The organism is Rhizobium sp. CC1099 (assembly GCF_029714385.1).
Classification (GTDB): Bacteria; Pseudomonadota; Alphaproteobacteria; order Rhizobiales; family Rhizobiaceae; genus Rhizobium.
The window spans coordinates 3,737,870-3,757,347 of the sequence record NZ_CP121641.1; the positions used below are offsets into that span (position 1 = coordinate 3,737,870).

15 protein-coding genes and 1 pseudogene are annotated in these 19,478 nt (G+C 59.2%); 6 read left to right on the forward strand and 10 right to left on the reverse strand.

All coding sequences use genetic code 11. The features are described 5' to 3' along the window. The first annotated feature begins 10 nt into the window (after positions 1 to 10). Complete coding sequence (locus QA644_RS18665) at positions 11 to 925, forward strand: polyprenyl synthetase family protein (RefSeq protein ID WP_283069947.1); 915 nt, start codon at positions 11 to 13, stop codon at positions 923 to 925. Positions 926 to 974: 49 nt separating this feature from the next. On the opposite strand, the gene ispG is transcribed toward QA644_RS18665, so the two are convergent. The 3 genes from ispG to QA644_RS18680 form a co-directional block, all read right to left on the reverse strand. Beyond that, positions 975 to 2,225 carry a flavodoxin-dependent (E)-4-hydroxy-3-methylbut-2-enyl-diphosphate synthase gene (gene ispG, locus QA644_RS18670; RefSeq protein WP_074070021.1) on the reverse strand — a complete coding sequence of 417 codons (1,251 nt, stop codon included), beginning with the start codon at positions 2,223 to 2,225 and terminating at the stop codon, positions 975 to 977. A gap of 94 nt (positions 2,226 to 2,319) precedes the next feature. Beyond that, the gene (locus QA644_RS18675) at positions 2,320 to 3,513 is read right to left on the reverse strand and encodes an MFS transporter (protein WP_092586631.1); all 1,194 of its coding nucleotides are present in this window, start codon (positions 3,511 to 3,513) and stop codon (positions 2,320 to 2,322) included. 55 nt (positions 3,514 to 3,568) lie between these two features. Beyond that, positions 3,569 to 4,351, reverse strand: a complete 783-nt coding sequence (locus QA644_RS18680) for a DeoR/GlpR family DNA-binding transcription regulator (RefSeq protein WP_283069950.1) — start codon at positions 4,349 to 4,351, stop codon at positions 3,569 to 3,571. A gap of 240 nt (positions 4,352 to 4,591) precedes the next feature. Between QA644_RS18680 and QA644_RS18685 the strand changes: the two genes are divergently transcribed. From QA644_RS18685 to QA644_RS18700, 4 genes are all read left to right on the forward strand, one after another. Further along, on the forward strand, positions 4,592 to 5,365 hold the full coding sequence (locus QA644_RS18685) for an amino acid ABC transporter substrate-binding protein (protein ID WP_283069952.1): 774 nt from the start codon (positions 4,592 to 4,594) through the stop codon (positions 5,363 to 5,365). 102 nt (positions 5,366 to 5,467) lie between these two features. Continuing rightward, on the forward strand, positions 5,468 to 6,148 hold the full coding sequence (locus QA644_RS18690) for an amino acid ABC transporter permease (RefSeq protein WP_074070024.1): 681 nt from the start codon (positions 5,468 to 5,470) through the stop codon (positions 6,146 to 6,148). Continuing rightward, entirely contained in the window at positions 6,145 to 6,906 is a 762-nt protein-coding gene (locus QA644_RS18695; protein WP_239596450.1) for an amino acid ABC transporter ATP-binding protein, read from the forward strand. The genes QA644_RS18690 and QA644_RS18695 overlap by 4 nt, the downstream gene beginning before the upstream one ends. Before the next feature lie 465 nt (positions 6,907 to 7,371). Further along, positions 7,372 to 8,178, forward strand: coding sequence for a class I SAM-dependent methyltransferase (locus QA644_RS18700; RefSeq protein ID WP_194728458.1), 807 nt, complete (start codon positions 7,372 to 7,374; stop codon positions 8,176 to 8,178). A 181-nt stretch (positions 8,179 to 8,359) separates the two neighbouring features. Here QA644_RS18700 and QA644_RS18705 read toward each other — a convergent pair whose 3' ends face one another. The 3 genes from QA644_RS18705 to QA644_RS18715 form a co-directional block, all read right to left on the reverse strand. Then, positions 8,360 to 8,920 (reverse strand): NAD(P)H-dependent oxidoreductase, encoded by a 561-nt coding sequence (locus tag QA644_RS18705; RefSeq protein WP_194728459.1) that lies wholly within the window; start codon positions 8,918 to 8,920, stop codon positions 8,360 to 8,362. A 69-nt stretch (positions 8,921 to 8,989) separates the two neighbouring features. Then, entirely contained in the window at positions 8,990 to 12,454 is a 3,465-nt protein-coding gene (gene pyc / locus QA644_RS18710) for a pyruvate carboxylase (RefSeq protein WP_283069956.1), read from the reverse strand. Between the two features lie 128 nt (positions 12,455 to 12,582). Continuing rightward, the gene (locus QA644_RS18715) at positions 12,583 to 13,323 is read right to left on the reverse strand and encodes a LuxR family transcriptional regulator (protein WP_283069958.1); all 741 of its coding nucleotides are present in this window, start codon (positions 13,321 to 13,323) and stop codon (positions 12,583 to 12,585) included. A gap of 304 nt (positions 13,324 to 13,627) precedes the next feature. On the opposite strand from QA644_RS18715, the gene QA644_RS18720 reads away from it, so the two are divergent. After that, positions 13,628 to 15,391 carry a glucan ABC transporter ATP-binding protein/ permease gene (locus QA644_RS18720; protein WP_039846474.1) on the forward strand — a complete coding sequence of 588 codons (1,764 nt, stop codon included), beginning with the start codon at positions 13,628 to 13,630 and terminating at the stop codon, positions 15,389 to 15,391. Between the two features lie 335 nt (positions 15,392 to 15,726). Here QA644_RS18720 and QA644_RS18725 read toward each other — a convergent pair. The 4 genes and pseudogenes from QA644_RS18725 to opgC all read right to left on the reverse strand — a co-directional run bounded on the left by QA644_RS18725 (position 15,727) and on the right by opgC (position 19,452). Beyond that, a pseudogene (locus QA644_RS18725) lies at positions 15,727 to 15,998 on the reverse strand (helix-turn-helix domain-containing protein). Between the two features lie 278 nt (positions 15,999 to 16,276). Beyond that, a complete protein-coding gene (locus tag QA644_RS18730; protein ID WP_335727759.1) occupies positions 16,277 to 16,702 on the reverse strand; it encodes a DUF6074 family protein in 426 nt (141 codons plus the stop codon). 50 nt (positions 16,703 to 16,752) lie between these two features. Beyond that, positions 16,753 to 18,066, reverse strand: coding sequence for an MFS transporter (locus tag QA644_RS18735; RefSeq protein WP_194728464.1), 1,314 nt, complete (start codon positions 18,064 to 18,066; stop codon positions 16,753 to 16,755). Between the two features lie 156 nt (positions 18,067 to 18,222). Continuing rightward, complete coding sequence (gene opgC, locus QA644_RS18740) at positions 18,223 to 19,452, reverse strand: OpgC domain-containing protein (RefSeq protein WP_074070031.1); 1,230 nt, start codon at positions 19,450 to 19,452, stop codon at positions 18,223 to 18,225. Positions 19,453 to 19,478: the final 26 nt, after the last annotated feature.

Sequence of the window (19,478 nt, forward strand, 5' to 3'; positions counted from 1 at the left end):
AAGAGCGCGCATGGTCGCGAGCTCCGAAGCCTTCGATATCCGTTTGAAGACCAACGCCCAAGAGATCGAGGCGTTGCTGGACGCGCTGCTTTCCGATGACATGCGAGAAGATGAGATAGCCCGTCCTGATAGCCTGAGGGCGGCGATGCACTATGCGGTGCTGAACGGTGGCAAGCGGCTTCGCCCGTTTCTCGTCGTGGAGAGCGCGCTGCTCCTCGGCGGAGACAAAGAGGCGGCCTTGAGAGTGGGTGCAGCACTTGAATGCATTCACTGCTATTCGCTCGTTCATGACGATCTTCCAGCGATGGACGATGACAAGCTGCGCCGCGGCAAACCGACGGTGCACATAGCTTTCGACGAGGCGACCGCGATCCTTGCAGGCGACAGCCTTCTGACCTACGCCTTCGACATTATCGCCGCCGACGAGACGAGACTTCCGGAGCAAAGCAAGGTGGGGCTGATCCTTGCGCTTGCGCGCAGCGCTGGCCTGGGCGGAATGGCTGGCGGACAGGCACTCGATCTCGCTGCGGAAAAAAACACACCGGATGAACGCGGCATCGTTACATTGCAGGCTATGAAGACGGGAGCGTTAATCCGCTTTGCTTGCGAAGCAGGCGCAATGATCGCCGGCGCTTCGAGCGGTGATCGCAAGCGCCTGCGCGCTTTCGGCGAAAAGATCGGCCTTGCCTTCCAGCTCGCCGACGATCTTCTTGATGTCACATCAGACGCCGCCACCATGGGCAAGGCAACCGGCAAGGACATGGGCCGCGGCAAAGGTACCCTCGTCTCTCTGCGTGGTATCGGATGGGCCGAAACCGAGCTCCGGCGGCACGTCGAGGATGCGACACGGCTGTTGGCGCCTTACGGCGATGCCGCTGCGACGCTCGCCGCCACCGCGCATTTTGTTGCCGCTCGAAAAAGCTGACGCAGCAGCGGCAGGCGAGATACCTCTTGGCATCTAGCGGCTGATGAGCTTATTCAGCAGCGGTCTTCTGACCGAAGCGCCTTTCGATATAGTCGATGACAAGCGCCTCGAAATCCGCAGCAATGTTCGGCCCGCGCAACGTCAGCGCCTTCTTGCCATCAATGAAAACGGGAGCGGCCGGCGTCTCGCCGGTGCCAGGCAGCGAAATGCCGATATCGGCATGCTTGCTTTCGCCCGGCCCGTTGACGATGCAGCCCATCACGGCGACGTTCAGGGCTTCCACGCCCGGATATTTCTCCCGCCAGACCGGCATGTTCTTGCGGATATCGTTCTGGATATTCTGCGCCAGTTCCTGGAAAACCGTCGATGTCGTGCGGCCGCAGCCGGGACAGGCGGCGACCACCGGCACGAACTGTCGGAAACCCATAACCTGCAGCAGTTCCTGTGCCACCTGCACTTCGCGTGTACGATCGCCATTCGGCTCCGGCGTCAGCGAAACGCGGATCGTATCGCCGATGCCGTGCTGCAGAACGTAGCCCATGGCAGCCGACGAGGCGACGATGCCCTTGGTGCCCATTCCTGCTTCGGTGAGTCCGAGATGCAGCGCATGGTCCGAGCGCTCGGAAAGCATGGAATAGACAGCGATCAGATCCTGGACCTGGCTGACCTTGGCCGACAGGATGATGCGGTTTCGCGGCAGGCCGATTTCTTCGGCAAGGGTGGCCGAGATCAACGCCGATTGCACGATCGCCTCGCGCGTCACCTGACGTGCCGAAAGCGGCGAACCCGCCTCGGCATTCTTGTCCATCAGCGCCGTCAGCAGGTCCTGGTCGAGCGAACCCCAGTTGACGCCGATACGCACCGGCTTGTCATAGCGGACCGCTGTCTCGATGATTTCGGCGAACTGCTTGTCCTTCTTGTCCTTGAAACCGACATTGCCAGGATTGATGCGGTATTTCGCCAATGCTTCGGCGCAGGCCGGATGATCGGCAAGCAGCTTGTGGCCGATATAGTGGAAATCGCCGACTAGCGGCACATCCATGCCGAGGCGCAGGAGCCGCTCGCGAATCTTCGGAACGGCAGCAGCGCTTTCGTCACGATCGACGGTGATGCGCACGAGCTCCGACCCCGCCTTGAAGAGGGCGGCAACCTGCGCAACAGTGGAATCGATATCCGCCGTATCCGTATTTGTCATCGACTGCACGACAACCGGCGCACCGCCGCCGACGACGACGCCGCCCACGTCGACCGCGACGGAAGCGCGGCGCGGTTTCGGATCAAAATCGGTAGGTGAAGACATAGACAGAGCTCTTGAACCCTTGAATTCGTGCCTTTCAGGTGGATCATACCCGCTTTCTTGTCAACGCCCAAAGCATCACTTTTGCTTGGCTGACCTAGTGGCCGCCGCCGGAGATGCCGTCCGCGTAGCGGGCAAGCTTCGAAAAGATCAGCACCACGACCAGCAGGACGGGCAGCGCCATGAAGACGGCGCTAAAGCCGACATGCTCGGCTGCAAAGCCGATTGCAGAGGGTGCAACCAGCATGCCGGAATAGCCCATGGTCGTCACGACCGAAAGGCCGATCCCGGCCTTCAGACCAGGGACATTGCCTGCCGCGGAAAAGGCGATCGGCACCATGTTCGAAATGCCGATGCCGCAGAACGCAAAGCCGACAATGGCAAGCTCGGCATTCGGCGCAAGGGCTGCGATCAGCATGCCGGCGATGGCAAAGAGGGTGCAGACGCGCAGCGTCTTGACGCCGCCGAGCTTGTCGCGCACCAGATCGCCGGCGAAACGCATGATTGCCATCGTCAGCGAGAAGGCCGCAAACCCGAAACCGGAAAGAGCCACGGATGCATTCATTTCCTGGCGGAGATAGAGCGCACCCCAGTCGAGCACAGCACCTTCCGGAACCATCGAAAAGAGCGCCATGAGCCCAAGCAACCATGGCAGAGGCGTCATCGGCAGGCGTGTTTTTTCTTTCTTCTCATCGGGATGCGGCGGATCGGCAAGGATCATCGGCCAGGCGATCACGAGGAAAATCAACGTGAGCACGGTGGCGAGCTGCGCATGGCCAAGAACGCCGAGCTTGGCGATGACGAAGCCGCCAAGGCCCGAACCGATCAGGCCGCCAAGGCTCCAGAAGGCATGGCAGGACGACATGATCGCCCGGCGCATCGACTTCTCGACGGCAACCGCGTTGGCGTTCATTGCGACGTCCATTGCGCCGATGAACCCACCAAACAGGAAGAGCGCGATTGCGCCGGTAACAATATTCGGCGCCAGCGTCAGCGCCAGAAGAATTGGCAGTACGCAGGCCGCAGTTGCCCGCGACACCACGTGCGAGCCATGCTTGGCGATCTGTGCGCCGGCAATCGGCATCAATGTCAACGACCCAAGGCCGAACACCAGGATCATCAGCCCGAGCTGGAATTTCGTCAGTTCCAGACGCTCCGCGAAATCCGGAATCTTCGGAGCCCAGCAACCGACGACAAAGCCGTTCATCAAGAAGAGCAGCGACACCGCAACCCTGCTCTTCGGCAGGAAGCCACGCCGGACCCCCTGGGCCACATTCATCGGATTATCCATTGTATTCCCGTCTCCTCCTGCAGTCGGCCCCTTTAGGATCCGACTCAAAGATTATTCATCGCGCCTTGCGCGCCTTGACAGTGCGGCAGCCCCGCTCGCGATAGGCCGCAAGCAGCGCCTCGTCGGCGTCGTGCTCCACGACGAGGCATTCGCAATGCGCGACCGGCAGGACGCCGTGCGGCGCCGCTGTACCGAATTTATCCGAGGTCACCGCAACCAGCACCTTCCGGCTTCGCGACGTCGCGAACCGCTTGAACTCCGCGTCCTCGAAACCGAATGTCGTGACGCCCGCTTCCAGATCGATGCCGCAGGCGCCGAGAATGCAAAGATCCGGCGAGATCTGCTCCATGTCCCGCATCGCCTTGGCGCCGAGCGCGCCGCCCACCTGCCGGTCGACCATTCCGCCGATCAGGATGACATCGATGCCGCCGTTGTCTATCAGCGCTGCGGCAATTGCCGGAGCATTCGTCGCAGCCGTCAGCGTCATGTCTGATGGAAGGGCTTTGGCAATCGCCAGATTGGTGCTTCCGGCATCAAAAAATACCGTCGACCCGGGCGCAATCTGCGACACGGCGGCTTGGGCCAGCAGTTGTTTGCGATCGAGGGCAATGCCCATCCGCCGCTTAAGGCTCCCGCCGGCAGGCGAAACCGGCAGCGCACCGCCATAGACCCGCTCACAGAGGCCGGCAGCTGCCATCTCGCGCAGATCGCGACGGATCGTATCTTCGGAAACCCCGAATTCCAGCGCGAGTTCAGCTGCAAGCACACGGCCGTTCGCCTGAAGCTTGCCGGATATGATGTTCTGCCGCTCCCTCAACAGCATCTCGGTCGTATTCATGCCTGTTTAGCTCACAATTGGCGCTAGTTCCTGAAAACGTGCATAAACGTATATGAACGTGCACACAATAGGCATTGGCCGCACATTTCCTGACACCTTGAAACAAGCCGCGTCAAAAGCCAGATAAATGAGAAAAATATTCGCAGTTGCCCAATTTCTTTGCAGTTTTCTACGCTTCGCCACGCTCTATTTTCTGCGATCTATCTGTCATCGAATTCCTCCCACATGGACCCGCAAAACATGAAACTCCTCAAGACCATCGCTGCCGCAGCCTTTATCTCGGCCGCTGCCTTCGTCTCCGCCCAGGCCGGCGAAGATCTCAACGCCATCAAGTCCGCAGGCGTTTTCAAGATCGGTACGGAAGGCACCTATGCGCCATTCACCTACCATGACGAAAGCGGCAAGCTCGTGGGCTTCGACGTCGAGATCGGCGAGGCGGTTGCCGCCAAGCTCGGCGTCAAGGCCGAGTTCGTTGAAGGCAAGTGGGACGGCCTGATTGCCGGCCTCGACGCCAAGCGCTACGACACCGTCATCAACCAGGTCGGCATCACCGAAGCCCGCAAGCAGAAGTACGACTTCTCCGAGCCCTATATCGCCTCCAAGGCGGTGCTCATCGCCCGTGCAGACGACGACAGCATCAAGAGCTTCGCCGACCTGAAGGGAAAGAAATCTGCCCAGTCGTTGACGAGCAACTTCGGCAAGCTCGCCGAGCAGTCCGGCGCAGAGCTCGTCGGTACCGAAGGCTTCGACCAATCGATCCAGCTCGTGCTGACCGGCCGCGCCGATGCAACGATCAATGACAGCCTCTCGTTCCTGGACTTCAAGAAGCACAAGCCGGACGCAAATGTGAAGATTGCGGCAGAGCAGGAAAACGCCGACTACTCCGGCATCATCATCCGCAAGAAAGAGCCGGAACTGCTCGAGGCGATCAACAAGGCACTGGCAGACATCAATGCAGACGGCACCTACAAGAAGATCGCCGATAAATATTTCGGCCAGGACGTATCGAAGTAAGCGTCGAAAGGGCGGTTTCCTGCCGCTGGCACATCCTCTATATCTGCCGAAGAGCGTCCAGCGAAAACCCGCTGGACGCCCTTTCATTAAGGAAACACACCCGTGCCGCACTGGCTTCAACTGATGGCGGAATCGCTCCCCACGCTTTTGTGGGCCGGACTGATCTTCACCATACCGCTGACCCTGCTCTCCTTCGTCTTCGGGCTGGCGCTCGGGCTGGTGACTGCCGTGGCACGCCTCTTCGGCCCGGCTCCCATCGCCTCAATCGCGCGGTTCTACGTCTGGGTCATCCGCGGCACGCCGCTGCTCGTGCAGCTCTTCGTCATCTTCTATGGCCTGCCGAGCCTCGGCATTCTGCTCGATGCTTTTCCGGCGGCTCTGATCGGCTTCACGCTGAACATCGGCGCTTACAGCTCCGAAATCATCCGGGCGGTCATCTCCTCCGTTTCGAAGGGACAATGGGAAGCTGCCTATTCGATCGGCATGAACTGGCGGCAGGCGATGAGCCGCACGATCTTGCCGCAGGCCGGTCGTGTCGCCGTGCCGCCGCTTTCAAATACCTTCATTTCATTGGTCAAGGATACGTCGCTGGCGGCAGCAATCACCGTGCCGGAGCTCTTCCAGGCTGCACAGCGCATCGTTGCGACAACTTATGAGCCGCTGATCCTTTATATCGAGGCAGCGCTGATCTACCTCGTTTTGAGCTCCGTTCTCTCAGCGCTGCAGGTACGGCTCGAGCGCCGCTTCGCGCGCTACGGTGGTATGCTGGAGGCAAATGCATGATCGAGCTTTCCAACATCGAAAAGCGCTTCGGCGATGCCATCATCCTAAAGGATATCAGCATCCGCATCCCGGAAGGCACCGTCACTGCTCTCGTGGGTCCCTCCGGCGGCGGCAAGAGCACGCTGCTTCGCTGCATCAACCTGCTTGAGATTCCAACAGCTGGCTCGATCAGGATTGGCGAACAGACGCTGGATTTTGTGCCGGGAAGGCGGGTTGGTTGGCAAGCGATCCAGAAGATCCGCCGCCAGACAGGCATGGTCTTCCAGAATTTCCAGCTCTTCCCGCATCAAACCGCGATCGAAAACGTCATGGAAGGCCTGGTGACGGTCCTGAAATGGCCGAAAGAAAGGGCGCACGCCCGCGCTATGGAACTGCTGACCAAGGTCGATATGGCGCATAAGGCGGATGCCTGGCCCTCGACACTTTCCGGCGGCCAGCAGCAGCGCGTCGCGATCGCCCGTGCATTGGCTCCGTCGCCGCGCGTCCTTCTCTGTGACGAGCCGACTTCGGCACTCGATCCAGAACTTTCGGCGGAAGTCGTCGATGTTCTCGGCCGGCTGGCCAGCGAAGGCACGACCATGGTCATGGCGACACATGATCTGCGGCTCGCCTCGAAGATCGCCCACAACGTCGTGTTCCTGGAAGCAGGAAACGTCGTCGAAACCGGCACGGCGAAGTCCATCTTCACGGCGCCGGAACGCGAGCGCACCAAACGCTTCATCTCGACGATCAACGCCGCACATACCTACGATATCTAGACTACGCCCTAAGGCCGGGTGACCCGTTTCACAATATGCAGGTATCGAGGATTGCGTGATCTATCCTCGCACAGAGCCCCTTGAATTCATCGATCTCCGCAATGGAGTATAGGATTTCTTGGGTGATCCGTATCGTGGAGGTATCGAGCGTGTTCATCCATTCATCCATCCATTTCCACCCAATAAGTCAGGTGGTCCGCGAGCCACTCATCACGTCCATGAATCGATGGCACCTGACCGATCATACGTCGTTGGACGCGTACTATGGCGACCGGCGCTATTGAGGAACGAAAATCTAGGTAGCGAGGCATGGATGGCGCATCTTTTCCTGTCCCGCTCGGTTCAAACCCTCGAAACCGTGATTATTTTCGGCTCTGTCCACCAATAGCGGCCCTCATGCTACTTGAATAATATGCACATCACGGGCGAAAAAGGTCTGAGTGGTCTGTGCCCTTGGAGGACGCGATGACAGTTCCAACACTGGATCGTGTGTTTGGCCGTGTGGCTTTCGGGGCCGATCCGTCCAATTATCATGCTGCCCGACCGCGCTATCCTGAAGAAACATGGCAGCTGTTGCGCGAGCGTTCTGACCTTGGACCCGGCATTGATATTCTGGAGATCGGCGCTGGTACTGGGCTTGCAACGGCAGAATTGCTGGCGCACAAGCCGCGGCTGCTTGCAGCGGTTGAACCTGACATGAGGCTGGCAGACTTCCTGCGAACCTTGATCGCGGTTGACTGCTTGCGGGTGCTCGCGCTGCCATTTGAAGACGCAAATCTGGAGCCTGCCTCGTTCGACCTGGTTGCAAGTGCGACGGCTTTTCACTGGCTGGACGCTGCGCCTGCTCTGAAACGAATTCATGGATTGCTGCGACCGGGCGGCGCCGTCGCCCTTTGGTGGAACGTCTTTGGCGATGAAAGTCGGCCCGATCCCTTTCATGATGCCACCACGCATTTGTTCGTTGGCCATTGTGCCAGCCTGTCAGCGGGTGGGCCCGACAGTTCTCCTTATGCGCTTGATGCGGATGCACGAATTCGGGAGATGACGGATGCTGGGTTCATACCCGATCCTCCTGAATTTATCCGCTGGACATTGAGGCTTGATGCGTCCGGCGTGCGCAGCCTTTATGCCACCTACTCTAATGTTTCCGCCCTTGCGCCTTCGGAGCAGGCCCATCTGCTCGATGCTTTGGCCGAGATTGTTACAGGGCAGTTTGCGGGCCGCGTAGATCGCAACATGACAACTGCAATCTATACCGCCCGGCGCGCGTAGCTCCAGACAAGCGCTGCCGGTTTGGGGCGCATTTCCGGGATGAAAAGATAGGATTTCGTGCGCGATCCAGCTCCGACAGCTCAAACGCTTGTCCGCTGGAGGGCCGCTCCGAAAAATGATTTTTCGGCTACGGTTTCAAGCGTCAGATTTTCACCACTCGGTCCCGCGCCGCAGCGCTCGTTTACTTCGAGCGCGCCGCTTTCAGCGCATTGCCCCACCAGGCCAGCTGATCGAGCTGCTTGCCGGCGGCATCGATAAGGTGCTGGTAGTCGTTGAGGCTTTTACCTTCCCTGGCAACGCCGATATATTCGGGCAGAGAAATATGGACGCCCGTCTTCACCGAAGCCGCGCCCATTTCTACGAAGATCACGCGAAGCTGTTCGACGGCACGCGCAGCACCGACACCGCCATACCCAACGAAGGCAACCGGTTTGTGGATGAATTCGCCGAGGTCGATGGCATTCTTGAGCACGGCCGTCGGGCCGTGATTGTATTCGGCAACGGTGAAGATAAAGGCGTCAAACTCGCGCAGCTTCTTCTTCCAGCGCTCCGCCGTCTTGCTCTCAGCTTCCAGCGCACGTGCTTCACCGAAGAAAGCCATGGGGTAGTCGAGGAGATCGACCACCTCGACCTCAAACTCCGGCCGCTGCGCGGCAATCTCGGCAATCCACTTCGCCGGATGATCGGCAAAGCGGCCGATGCGCGTGCTTCCAACGACAACTGCAATCTTGAGGTTGTTCATTTTCGGCCTTTCCTGTCCATTACACGCAAGGGCGGCCCGGGTAGGCCACCCTAGCCCTTCGGCTTCCGGTTAGCCGGCATAGCTTACCAGCAGGTCCTTGGCGTCGATCTGGTCACCGGCCTTGACGAGCACTTCGGCAATCGTGCCGTCTTTCTCCGCGTGGATCGCCGTCTCCATCTTCATGGCCTCGATCGAGACAAGCACGTCGCCGGCGCTAACTGCCTGGCCCGGCGAAACAAAGACGCGAGAAATAACGCCCGGCATCGGCGCGCCGACATGGGCGGCGTTTCCAGGCTCGGCCTTCCGGCGGGCAGCGGCGCCGGAAGCGCCATGCGCACGATCCGGCACCTTGATGCGGCGCGGCTGGCCGTTGAGCTCGAAGAACACCGTCACCATACCCTGGCTGTCCGTGCCGCTCATCGCCTGATTGACGATGACCAGCGTCTTGCCCTTTTCGATATCGGCAAAGAGTTCCTCGCCGTCCGCCAGACCGTAGAAATAGGCGGGCGTCGGCAGGACCGAGACCGGGCCATAGGTGTCGGAAGCCAGTGCAAAGTCGGTGAAGACCTTGGGATACATGAGATAGGAGGTAAATTCGAAATCATTCACCGTGCGTTCGAGTTTGGTCTCGATCTCCCGGCGCTCGGCATCGAGATCCGCTTCCTCGAGCAGAGAGCCCGGACGCACGGTATAGGGCTTCTCGCCTTTCAGCGCCTTCTTCTGCAGCGCTTCCGGCCAGCCGGACGGGGGCTGGCCGAGATCGCCCTTCAGCATCGAGACGACCGAATCCGGGAACGACACCTCCTTCTCCGGACTGACGACATCGGCAACCGTGAGGTCCTGGGAAACCATCATCAGCGCCATATCGCCGACGACCTTGGAAGACGGCGTCACCTTGACGATGTCACCGAACATCTGGTTGGCGTCGGCATAGGCCTGCGCCACCTTGTGCCACTTCGTCTCCAGCCCAAGCGAGCGGGCCTGCTCCTTGAGATTGGTGAACTGGCCACCCGGCATTTCATGCAGATAGACTTCCGATGCCGGCCCCTTGAGGTCGCTTTCGAAGGCTGCGTACTGGTTGCGCACCGCTTCCCAGTAGAAGGAGATGCGTCGGATCCATTCCGGATCGAGCCCCGGATCGCGCTCGGAACCGCGCAGCGCTTCGACGATCGAACCGAGACAGGGCTGCGAGGTGTTGCCGGAAAGCGCATCCATGGCAGCATCGACCGCGTCGACGCCTGCATCGACGGCTGCAAGCACGGTCGCAGCGGCAATGCCGGACGTATCGTGCGTATGGAAATGGATCGGCAGGCTTGTCGCGTCACGCAGGGCCTTGAAGAGCACCTTTGCAGCAGCAGGCTTCAGCAGACCAGCCATATCCTTCAGTGCAATGATGTGAGCTCCGGCCTTTTCGAGCTGAACGGCAAGGTCGGTGTAGTATTTCAGATCATATTTCGGGCGCGCCGAGTTCAGGATATCGCCGGTATAGCAGATCGCCGCTTCGCAGAGCTTGTTCTCTTCAGCGACCGCATCCATCGACACGCGCATGTTTTCGACCCAGTTCAGGCAGTCGAAGACGCGGAAGAGGTCGATGCCGCCCTTTGCGGCCTGCCGGACGAAGTATTTGACGACATTGTCCGGATAGTTCTTGTATCCGACGCCGTTGGCGCCGCGCAGCAGCATCTGCAAGAGCAGGTTCGGTGCGCCTTCACGGATCAGCGCCAGACGCTCCCATGGATCTTCCGTCAGGAAGCGCATGGAAACGTCGAAAGTCGCACCCCCCCAGCATTCGAGCGACAGCAGATTCGGTAGCGCATGGGCATAGGTCCCGGCGACGCGGGCGATGTCGTAGGTGCGCATGCGCGTCGCGAGCAGCGACTGATGGCCATCGCGCATCGTCGTATCGGTGATCAGCACGCGCTTTTCGCCTCGCATCCACTCGCCGAACTTCTTCGGGCCGAGCTTGTCGAGACGTTGTTTGGTGCCGTCCTGGACCTTGCTGCCGTTGGCATAGGGAACGACCGGCTCTGCAGCGTTTTCCAGCGGCCGCGGCCTGTCCTTGGCTTCGGGATGGCCGTTGACGGTCACGTCGGCAAGATAGGTCAAAAGCTTCGTCGCGCGGTCCTGACGCTTAACCTGCTGGAAAAGCTCCGGCGTCGAGTCGATAAACCGGGTTGTATAGCTGTTGTCCTTGAACTTCGGGTGTCCGATGATCGCTTCAAGGAAGGTGAGGTTGGTTGCCACGCCGCGAATGCGGAATTCACGCAACGCCCGGTCCATGCGAGAGATCGCCTCGAGCGGATTCGGGGCCCAGGCCGTCACCTTGACGAGCAGCGGATCGTAATAGCGGGTAATGATCGCTCCCGAATAGGACGTGCCGCCATCAAGACGAATGCCGAAACCCGAGGCCGAGCGATAGGCAGTGATGCGGCCGTAATCCGGGATGAAGTTATGTTCCGGATCTTCCGTCGTGATGCGGCACTGCAGCGCGTGGCCGTTGAGCTTGATATCCTGCTGCTTGGGAACGCCCGATTCCGGTGTACCGATCGCGTAGCCATCGAGGATATGGATCTGTGCCTTGACGATATCGATGCCGGTCACGACTTCGGTGACCGTGTGCTCGACCTGGATGCGCGGATTGACTTCGATGAAGTAGAATTTTCCGGTATCGGAATCCATCAGATATTCGACGGTGCCGGCGCCGATATAGTTCGTCGCCTTGGCGATCTTCAGCGAATAGGCGGCGAGCTCCTGGCGCTGCGCTTCCGAAAGATAGGGTGCCGGCGCACGCTCGACGACCTTCTGGTTGCGGCGCTGGATCGAGCAGTCGCGCTCGAAGAGGTGCACGACATTGCCGTGCGTATCGCCAAGCACCTGGCTTTCGACGTGGCGGGCGCGCTCGACGAGCTTTTCGAGATAGACTTCATCCTTGCCGAAGGCGGCCATCGCCTCGCGCTTGGCTTCAGTCACCTCACGGGCAAGATCCTTCGGGTCGCGAATGGCGCGCATGCCGCGCCCGCCGCCGCCCCAGGAAGCTTTCAGCATGACCGGATAGCCAATCTCCTCGGCCATGCGGGCGACTTCCTTCTTGTCGTCCGGAAGCGGATCGGTTGCCGGAACCACTGGCACGCCGACCGAGATCGCCAGATTGCGCGCGGCCACCTTGTTGCCGAGCTGGCGCATCGTATCGGCCTTCGGGCCGATAAAGGTGATGCCTGCCTTATTGCAGGCATCCACGAATTCGGGGCTCTCCGACAGCAGGCCATAACCTGGATGGATGGCATCGGCGCCGGATAGCTTGGCAACGCGGATCACTTCATCGATCGAAAGGTAGCTTTCGATCGGCCCGAGATCGCGGTCGAGATGCGGCCCGCGGCCCACCTGATAGCTTTCGTCCGCCTTGAAGCGGTGCAGCGCCAGTTTGTCCTCTTCCGCCCATATCGCGACCGTTTTTATTCCCAGCTCATTGGCCGCGCGGAACACGCGGATGGCAATTTCGGAACGATTGGCAACGAGTATCTTGGATATGGGCAATGCGCTCTCCTCACGGCATCGAAGCGGGCAATGCTGCACCCGCGAAGGAAATTCTTAACGCGCCGTTACAGAAAGTTCAATTTCCCTTGCGAAATAGAATTTCCCAAATGCGAGGGTCGCGCGCCAAATTAGGTAACGAGCCCGTGCCGGAAAGCCAGCGCCACCGCCTGCTGGCGGTTCTTGGCCTTCAGCTTGTCCTGCAACCCATTCATATACCAATCGACCGTGTGGTTCGATATGCTGAGCACCTTGCTGATCTCCATCGAGGTCAGGCCGTCGGCCAAATAGTGCAGGATTTCGAGCTCGCGGCGCGTCAGCGGCATATTGAGCAATGAAGCGCTTTCGAGTGCCTTCGCTTCGCCCTTGAGATCAAGCAGCCGCCAGAACGCTTTGCGGGCAACCGTTTCGAACAACGACATCTCGACCGGCGACAATTCGACGGGCTCACCGCCGACGCTCAAGTTTCCGAGCACGCCGCTCTTGCCGTGAATGGGGAAGATGTAACCGTCGCGGAGGCCGTGGGCATGGGCATCCGCCATCATCTGTTCCATTCGCCGCTGGTGCGGATCGCGGCGGTAGGCGGCAAGGCTTTCCTTCCATCGAAATGGCCTTTGCGCCTGCGCCAGATACCGGACTGTTGGATCTATGAGGACATATTTTTTTGCAACATATGTTTGCGGCCACTTCTCGGGCCAATGCCCGGCAAGTACGAGACCCCAGGGATCTTGGCTCTGCTTCAGGTGACGCAGCAATCCATAATACTCGAAGCCATAGGAATGAACGGCCCGCCGGAGTTCCTCAACGACGGTTTCGGGCTTCGTGCATTCCTCTATGACGACGAGCAATTGAACCAAAGAATGAATATTCACAAAAAGCCCCTTGCCCGGCAATGGGCGATCGGTGAAGTCCGTCGGTCGGACCACCTGAACGCGGCAACGACGGTCTTCGATTAACAAGCTGGCTTCATATAAGGTTTATGGATTGCTAAAGCTTGGTTTAAATACAAGTGGAAATTGTTGCACTCCCAATCGGTTGAGCAGCTTTGCGCTGCGGTTATCCTGTCGCATCCTGCAGAAACACCTCACCTGAATGCGCCGTTAATCGTCGGTTCAGGTGTTTTTTCATAGCATCGCGCCATTCCGTTTTTTGCAGATGCACACAAGAGGTACCGCCGTGTCGTTATTCAAGGTCTATGCAAGAGCTTTGCGCTACCTTGGCGCTTACAAGCTCCGCGTATCCCTGGTGGTCGTTGCGAACATTGTTCTGGCTGCGATCACGATCGCGGAGCCTGTTCTGTTTGGTCGCATCATCGACGCCATTTCAGGCAATGGCGAGGTCAAGCCCATTCTGTTCATGTGGGCCGGATTTGCCGTCTTCAATACGATCGCCTTCGTTCTTGTCGCCCGCGAGGCGGACAGGCTGGCCCATGGCCGGCGCGCGACTTTGCTGACGGAAGCATTTGGCCGCATCATCTCGATGCCGCTCTCCTGGCATCACCAGCGCGGCACGTCGAACGCGTTGCATACCCTGCTGCGCGCTTGCGAAACGCTCTTCGGCCTCTGGCTCGAATTCATGCGTAATCACCTCTCGACCGCCGTCGCCATTGCGCTTCTGGTCCCGACCGCCATGGCCATGGACCTGAGATTGTCCGGCGTGCTGGTCGTGCTTGGTCTTGCCTACTGGCTGATCGGCCGTCTGGTCATGAGCCGCACGAAGGACGGACAGGCTTCGGTCGAGAACCACTATCACACCGTTTTCTCGCATGTGAGCGACTCGATCAGCAACGTTTCGGTGCTGCACAGCTACAACCGCATTGAAGCTGAAACCAAGGCGCTCAAGGGCTTTGCCGACCGTCTGCTGCAGGCTCAGTACCCGGTCCTCGACTGGTGGGCCCTTGCCGGTGCTCTGAACCGAATGGCATCGACCATCGCCATGATGATCATCCTTGTGATCGGCACGCTTCTGGTGCAGGCCGGCGAACTGCGGATCGGTGACGTCATCGCCTTCATCGGCTTTGCAAACCTTTTGATCTCGCGCCTCGACCAGATGCGCCAGTTCGCCACGCAGATTTTCGAAGCCCGCGCGAAGCTTGAAGACTTCTATACGCTCGAAGACTCCGTTCGCGAGCGCGAAGAACCGGCGGGCAATGCCGACATCAAGGACGTCAAGGGCGAAGTCGAATTCCGCGACGTATCCTTCGGCTTCGGCAACTCGTCGCAGGGCCTGCACAATGTCTCCTTCTCGGTGAAGGCTGGCCAGACAGTCGCGATCGTAGGCCCGACAGGTGCGGGCAAGACGACGCTCGTCAATCTACTGCAGCGCGTCTACGATCCGGACAGCGGCCAGATCCTGGTGGATAGCCACGACATCACCAAGGTCACCCGCAGGTCGCTGCGCCGTTATATCGCCACCGTGTTCCAGGATGCGGGTCTGCTGAACCGTTCGATCAGCGACAATATCCGCCTTGGCCGCGAAGGTGCCAGCGAAGAAGAGATGCGCCGTGCTGCCGAAGCGGCAGCCGCGGCGGACTTCATCGAGACGCGCGAGGAACAGTATGACACGCATGTCGGCGAGCGTGGCAACAGGCTCTCGGGCGGGGAGCGCCAGCGTGTGGCCATCGCCCGCGCCATCCTCAAGGATGCGCCGATCCTGGTTCTCGACGAGGCGACCAGCGCGCTGGACGTGGAGACCGAGAACCGCGTGAAGGCTGCAATCGACAACCTTCGCCAGAACCGCACCACCTTTATCATCGCGCACCGCCTCTCGACGGTTCGTGAAGCAGACAAGGTGCTCTTCCTCGACAATGGCCGGATCGTCGAACAGGGTAGTTTCGATGAACTCAGCCACAGCAACGGCCGATTTGCAGCGCTGCTTCGCGCCAGCGGTATCCTGACGGACGAGGAAGTCCGCAAGGCTCATACGACCGAAGCTGCTTAACCAGGTTCGAAAGCCAAATTGCAAGGCCGGAGGGAAAACCTTCCGGCCTTTTTTATCGGGGTTAGAAACTCGGGACGCGCTGCAAGTGAGGTCGTTGCCGACTCCCGCCGCCGCGAAGTGGAATTCGATGCTAAAATAACGCTATGGCTTTCGGGGTACTGAGCTCCTGTCCGCTACTGCCCCAGGCCTTTTGGTAACAATCGCGGACCGCCTTGAGCCAATGAACGAAATGGGGAAAGCCGAGCGGCGCGCTTCCCAGGATGGATCGTAATCGAGCCGCCATTCGCCTTCGAAAGTCATCTGTGCGACGGGGAAGGTTTCGTAGAAGATCTTTGTCATCGACCATCACCGAAGTTCGGCAGGAAGCCGAGATCATCTTCGGATGCTGCTGGGGACGCTTGGGCTGTGGTCAGGTCGCCGAGCTCAATGCCCACCGTGCGCGCGACGATCAGCGCCTTTTCGAGTTGGCAGCTCGGCTTGCCGGATTCGAGTTCGACAATGAAACGCTCGCCCGTTCCGGAACGGGTGGCAAGCTCGGTCTGGGTCCAGCCGAGGCCCTTGCGTTTTTCTCTGAGGGCAGGCCGAAATCACGTGCAGACTTGAACATCCAGCATCTCCTGTGGCGGCTTACCGTTCAGGAAGGTTCTTTAATTTTCAATGCGCTTCTTACCGATCGGGAAGTCATTCGGCAGGGAGGCGATAAAAACGTACCGATCGGAAGTTTTTACCGTGCAAAGCTGTGAGGCTGAGGCCTTCGGCCTTTGATTTGTTTGGACTTTGTTCAGTGACGGCTGACGAATTATAAATCGATATGGGCTGAGTAACCTCAGACGGGTCTCAAGGCCTTGATGCCGTGACAGCTGCGGCAGCGGACAGTTTATCGCGTCAGAGGCGACGGCGCCTTCTGCCTTGCCGCGCGCGGCTTTCGGATAAAGCGCGCAGCTGATGTCTCTCTACCAGAGCGGCTTGAACCGCAGCCTGGAAGGACAAGACGCGCTCCCGGATCTTCTCCTCGCGCAAGCCACATCGCGCAAGCTCGTCCGCCAGCAAACGGCACTCGGCTTTCCAAAACGCGACCGCCGGTTCTCCGTGCAGATCATCAAGCGTCGCGGCGCAGCGCTCGATATCGCCGGGCTGGGGGATGCTTGGAAATATCACGATTTCGCTTGCGGTCAGCGCGGCGAGAGGGGTGTCGAAAGAAGATGCCATCGAATCAATCCATGTTTCCATCAGACTGTTAGGCTTGTGTTGGTTAACGATTACCTTCTCTCGCGGAATAATGCCGTTGCTGACCGACTGAATGGACCTCAAGCCAAGGTCCCAGCAGCCGATTGTTCTGCTGGGACTTTGGCTTGGCATTGTTAGGATTGCGCGCGCTGTTGCACAGTTCCGCTCTCTTCGGCAGGAATCTGTGTACGCGACATCACGCGTCCGACCACGAGCACCAGCAGCGCGGCGGCAGCCAGGCACGCGGCAAGAAAGAACATTGGCGCAATCGTGCTTCCCGTACTGTCCTTGATCCAGGGCACGACGTTCTGGGCGACAAAGCCGCCGAGATTGCCGACGGAGTTGATTGCGGCGAGCCCGGCCGCCGCACCAGCGCCTCTCAGAAAACGTGACGGCAGGCTCCAGAAAACCGGCTGGCCGGCGAAGATGCCCGCTGCAGCGATGCACAGAAATGCGAACTGGACGCCATGGTCCGGAATAACAGCAGAAAGGACAAGGCATATGGCGCCCAGCAGTGCCGGAATGACGATGTAAGGCGTCTTCGAAGCTGCCCTGTCTGCCATCGACGGGACGATGTAAAGCGCCACCGCCACGAGGACCCAGGGTATGATGTTCAGAAAGCCGTTGGCCGTGTTGCTGACGCCGAATTCCTTGACGATGGTCGGGAGCCAATAGCTGAGGCCGTAGGCTGCAAGAGGAAAGCCGACGTAGCACAATGCCATAAGAAGTACCTTCGGATTGATGAGCGCCTTGAAGCCATTCTCCGCGTTCTTGTCCATGTCTGCATTTTCCGCCTCAATCCTGCGTTTTAGCCAGCTCTTCTCCGCATCGCTCAGGAAGTTCGCACTCTCTGGGCGATCCGAGAGGTAAAGCAGCGTGACCACGCCTGCTATGACGGCGGGAATACCCGTCGCGATGAACACCCATTGCCAGCCGGCGATACCATAAAGCCCGTCGAGATCGAGCAGCATGCCGCCCAGCGGCGCGCCGACGGCATTGGCAAGAGCGCTGAAGATCATGAACAGTCCGACCATCGTGCCGCGATAGGCGGACGGATACCAAAGTGTCAGCAGATAAAGGACGCCTGGAAAGAACCCGGCTTCGCAGGCGCCAAGAAGAAATCGGAGAATGTAGAACATCGTCGCATTCTGCGTGTAGGCCAGGGCGATCGTAACTGCGCCCCACGAGAGCAAAATACGCGCAAACCATTTGCTGGCGCCATACCGCTCGAGCAGCAGATTGCTCGGGACTTCAAACAGGAAATAACCGATGAAGAAGAGCGAGGCGCCGAGGCCGTAGGCATATTCGCTCATGCCAAGCGCGCCGACCATTTCCAGCTTGGCGAAGCTGACATTTTGGCGATCGATATAGGCGATGAGATAAAGAATGCCTAGGAACGGCATGAGCCGCCACGTGATTTTGGCAATCAGTTGCTTTTCGTCGACCATGAATTTCTCCTCGGGGCAATTGCATCTGGGCGGGGAATAAATACGGCAAGCTTGCCATCATCAATTGTCGGCCGGTGGCCGAACTGCAGGCCAAGGCCGATTGACAAAACCGGCTGGCGGTTTCGCCAGCCGGTTTTGATATCGCAAAAGAGAGAGCTATTTGTCGCTATAGAGCTTTCGGCCATCCGCGACGCGGACGGCGACGGGAACGGAAGCACCACGCCCCATCGACCTGGCCTTCACGGTACCGTCGATGCGTTTGCGCTCGAGGTGGTAGGCATAAGCGAACTGACCGGAGATGCCTGCGACGACAAAGAGCGCACCGATCATCTGGTCATGATTGGTAATGTAGAGCAGCACCTGGCCCGCCATCGCAAGGATTGTCCCTGCCACGAAGATATTCAGCGAGTGACGGCCAATGATGGTCAGCGCATGATCCGACGGACGGCGCAGGATACGAGACAGCACGGGAATATTGATAACGAGGTAGCTGAGCGCCAACACATGCAGCAGCCGCGGCAGTGACAGGAAAGTCTTGTCGAAACCGGTAAGCACAGGCGGCAAGCCAAGCGCTGCCAGTACATTGCCGAGGTCCCAGAGGTGACCGACAACCCAAGCAAAGGACAGCGCTACGTAGCCGGAAGCCAGCACGAACAAAATCGGGTGTTCCGGCAGCTTGCCACCACGCTTGACATGCATGATGCCGACGGCGCCGATCGTGAACAAGAACTGCCACGAGAGTGGATTGAGGAACCAGTAGTCGGCGATGAGCATGTTGTGCGGCGCGATCTGATAGATGCCCGCAAGCAGCCACACGGCACCCGAAACGCCAAGCGCCAGAAGCGGATGGGCCGAGTAAAGAAGCAAGATGACCGGTACCATGAGCATCAGCGCGCCGTACATCGGCAATATGTTGTTGTAGCCGATCTGGTGGCCAAGCAGAAGCAGGGCGGGTATTCCCTCCGTCAAGTTCATCAAGACGGCGAGGATATTGATTTCGACCAGCAATCCCGGCCGGTGGAACAGCCAGGCGCCGCAAATGAACAGCGCGAGCGTTATGAAGGTCGTGATCATATGGGCGAGATAGAGCGTGAAGGCGCGCTTGATCGCCTTCTTCGCCATGTCTAGTCGCCTGCCGACCTTGAAGCCGGAGCCATAGGCCAGTCCGACCGCAATGCCCGAGATCAGCACGAAGGCTTCCGCGGCGTCGGAGAAGCCAAAATTCTTCGTCGTCACATACTCGAATATCTGGCCGGGAACGTGATTGATGAAAATCGTGATGAGGGCAAGGCCACGCAGAACATCAAGCCTCGTATCGCGCGCCGGTCGCACTGCTGATTGAGGCAAGCGCTCAGCGCCGATGGCGTTTTCCGGCGTAGCCGCCATGATGGTTCTCCTGTTTCGATCTGCAA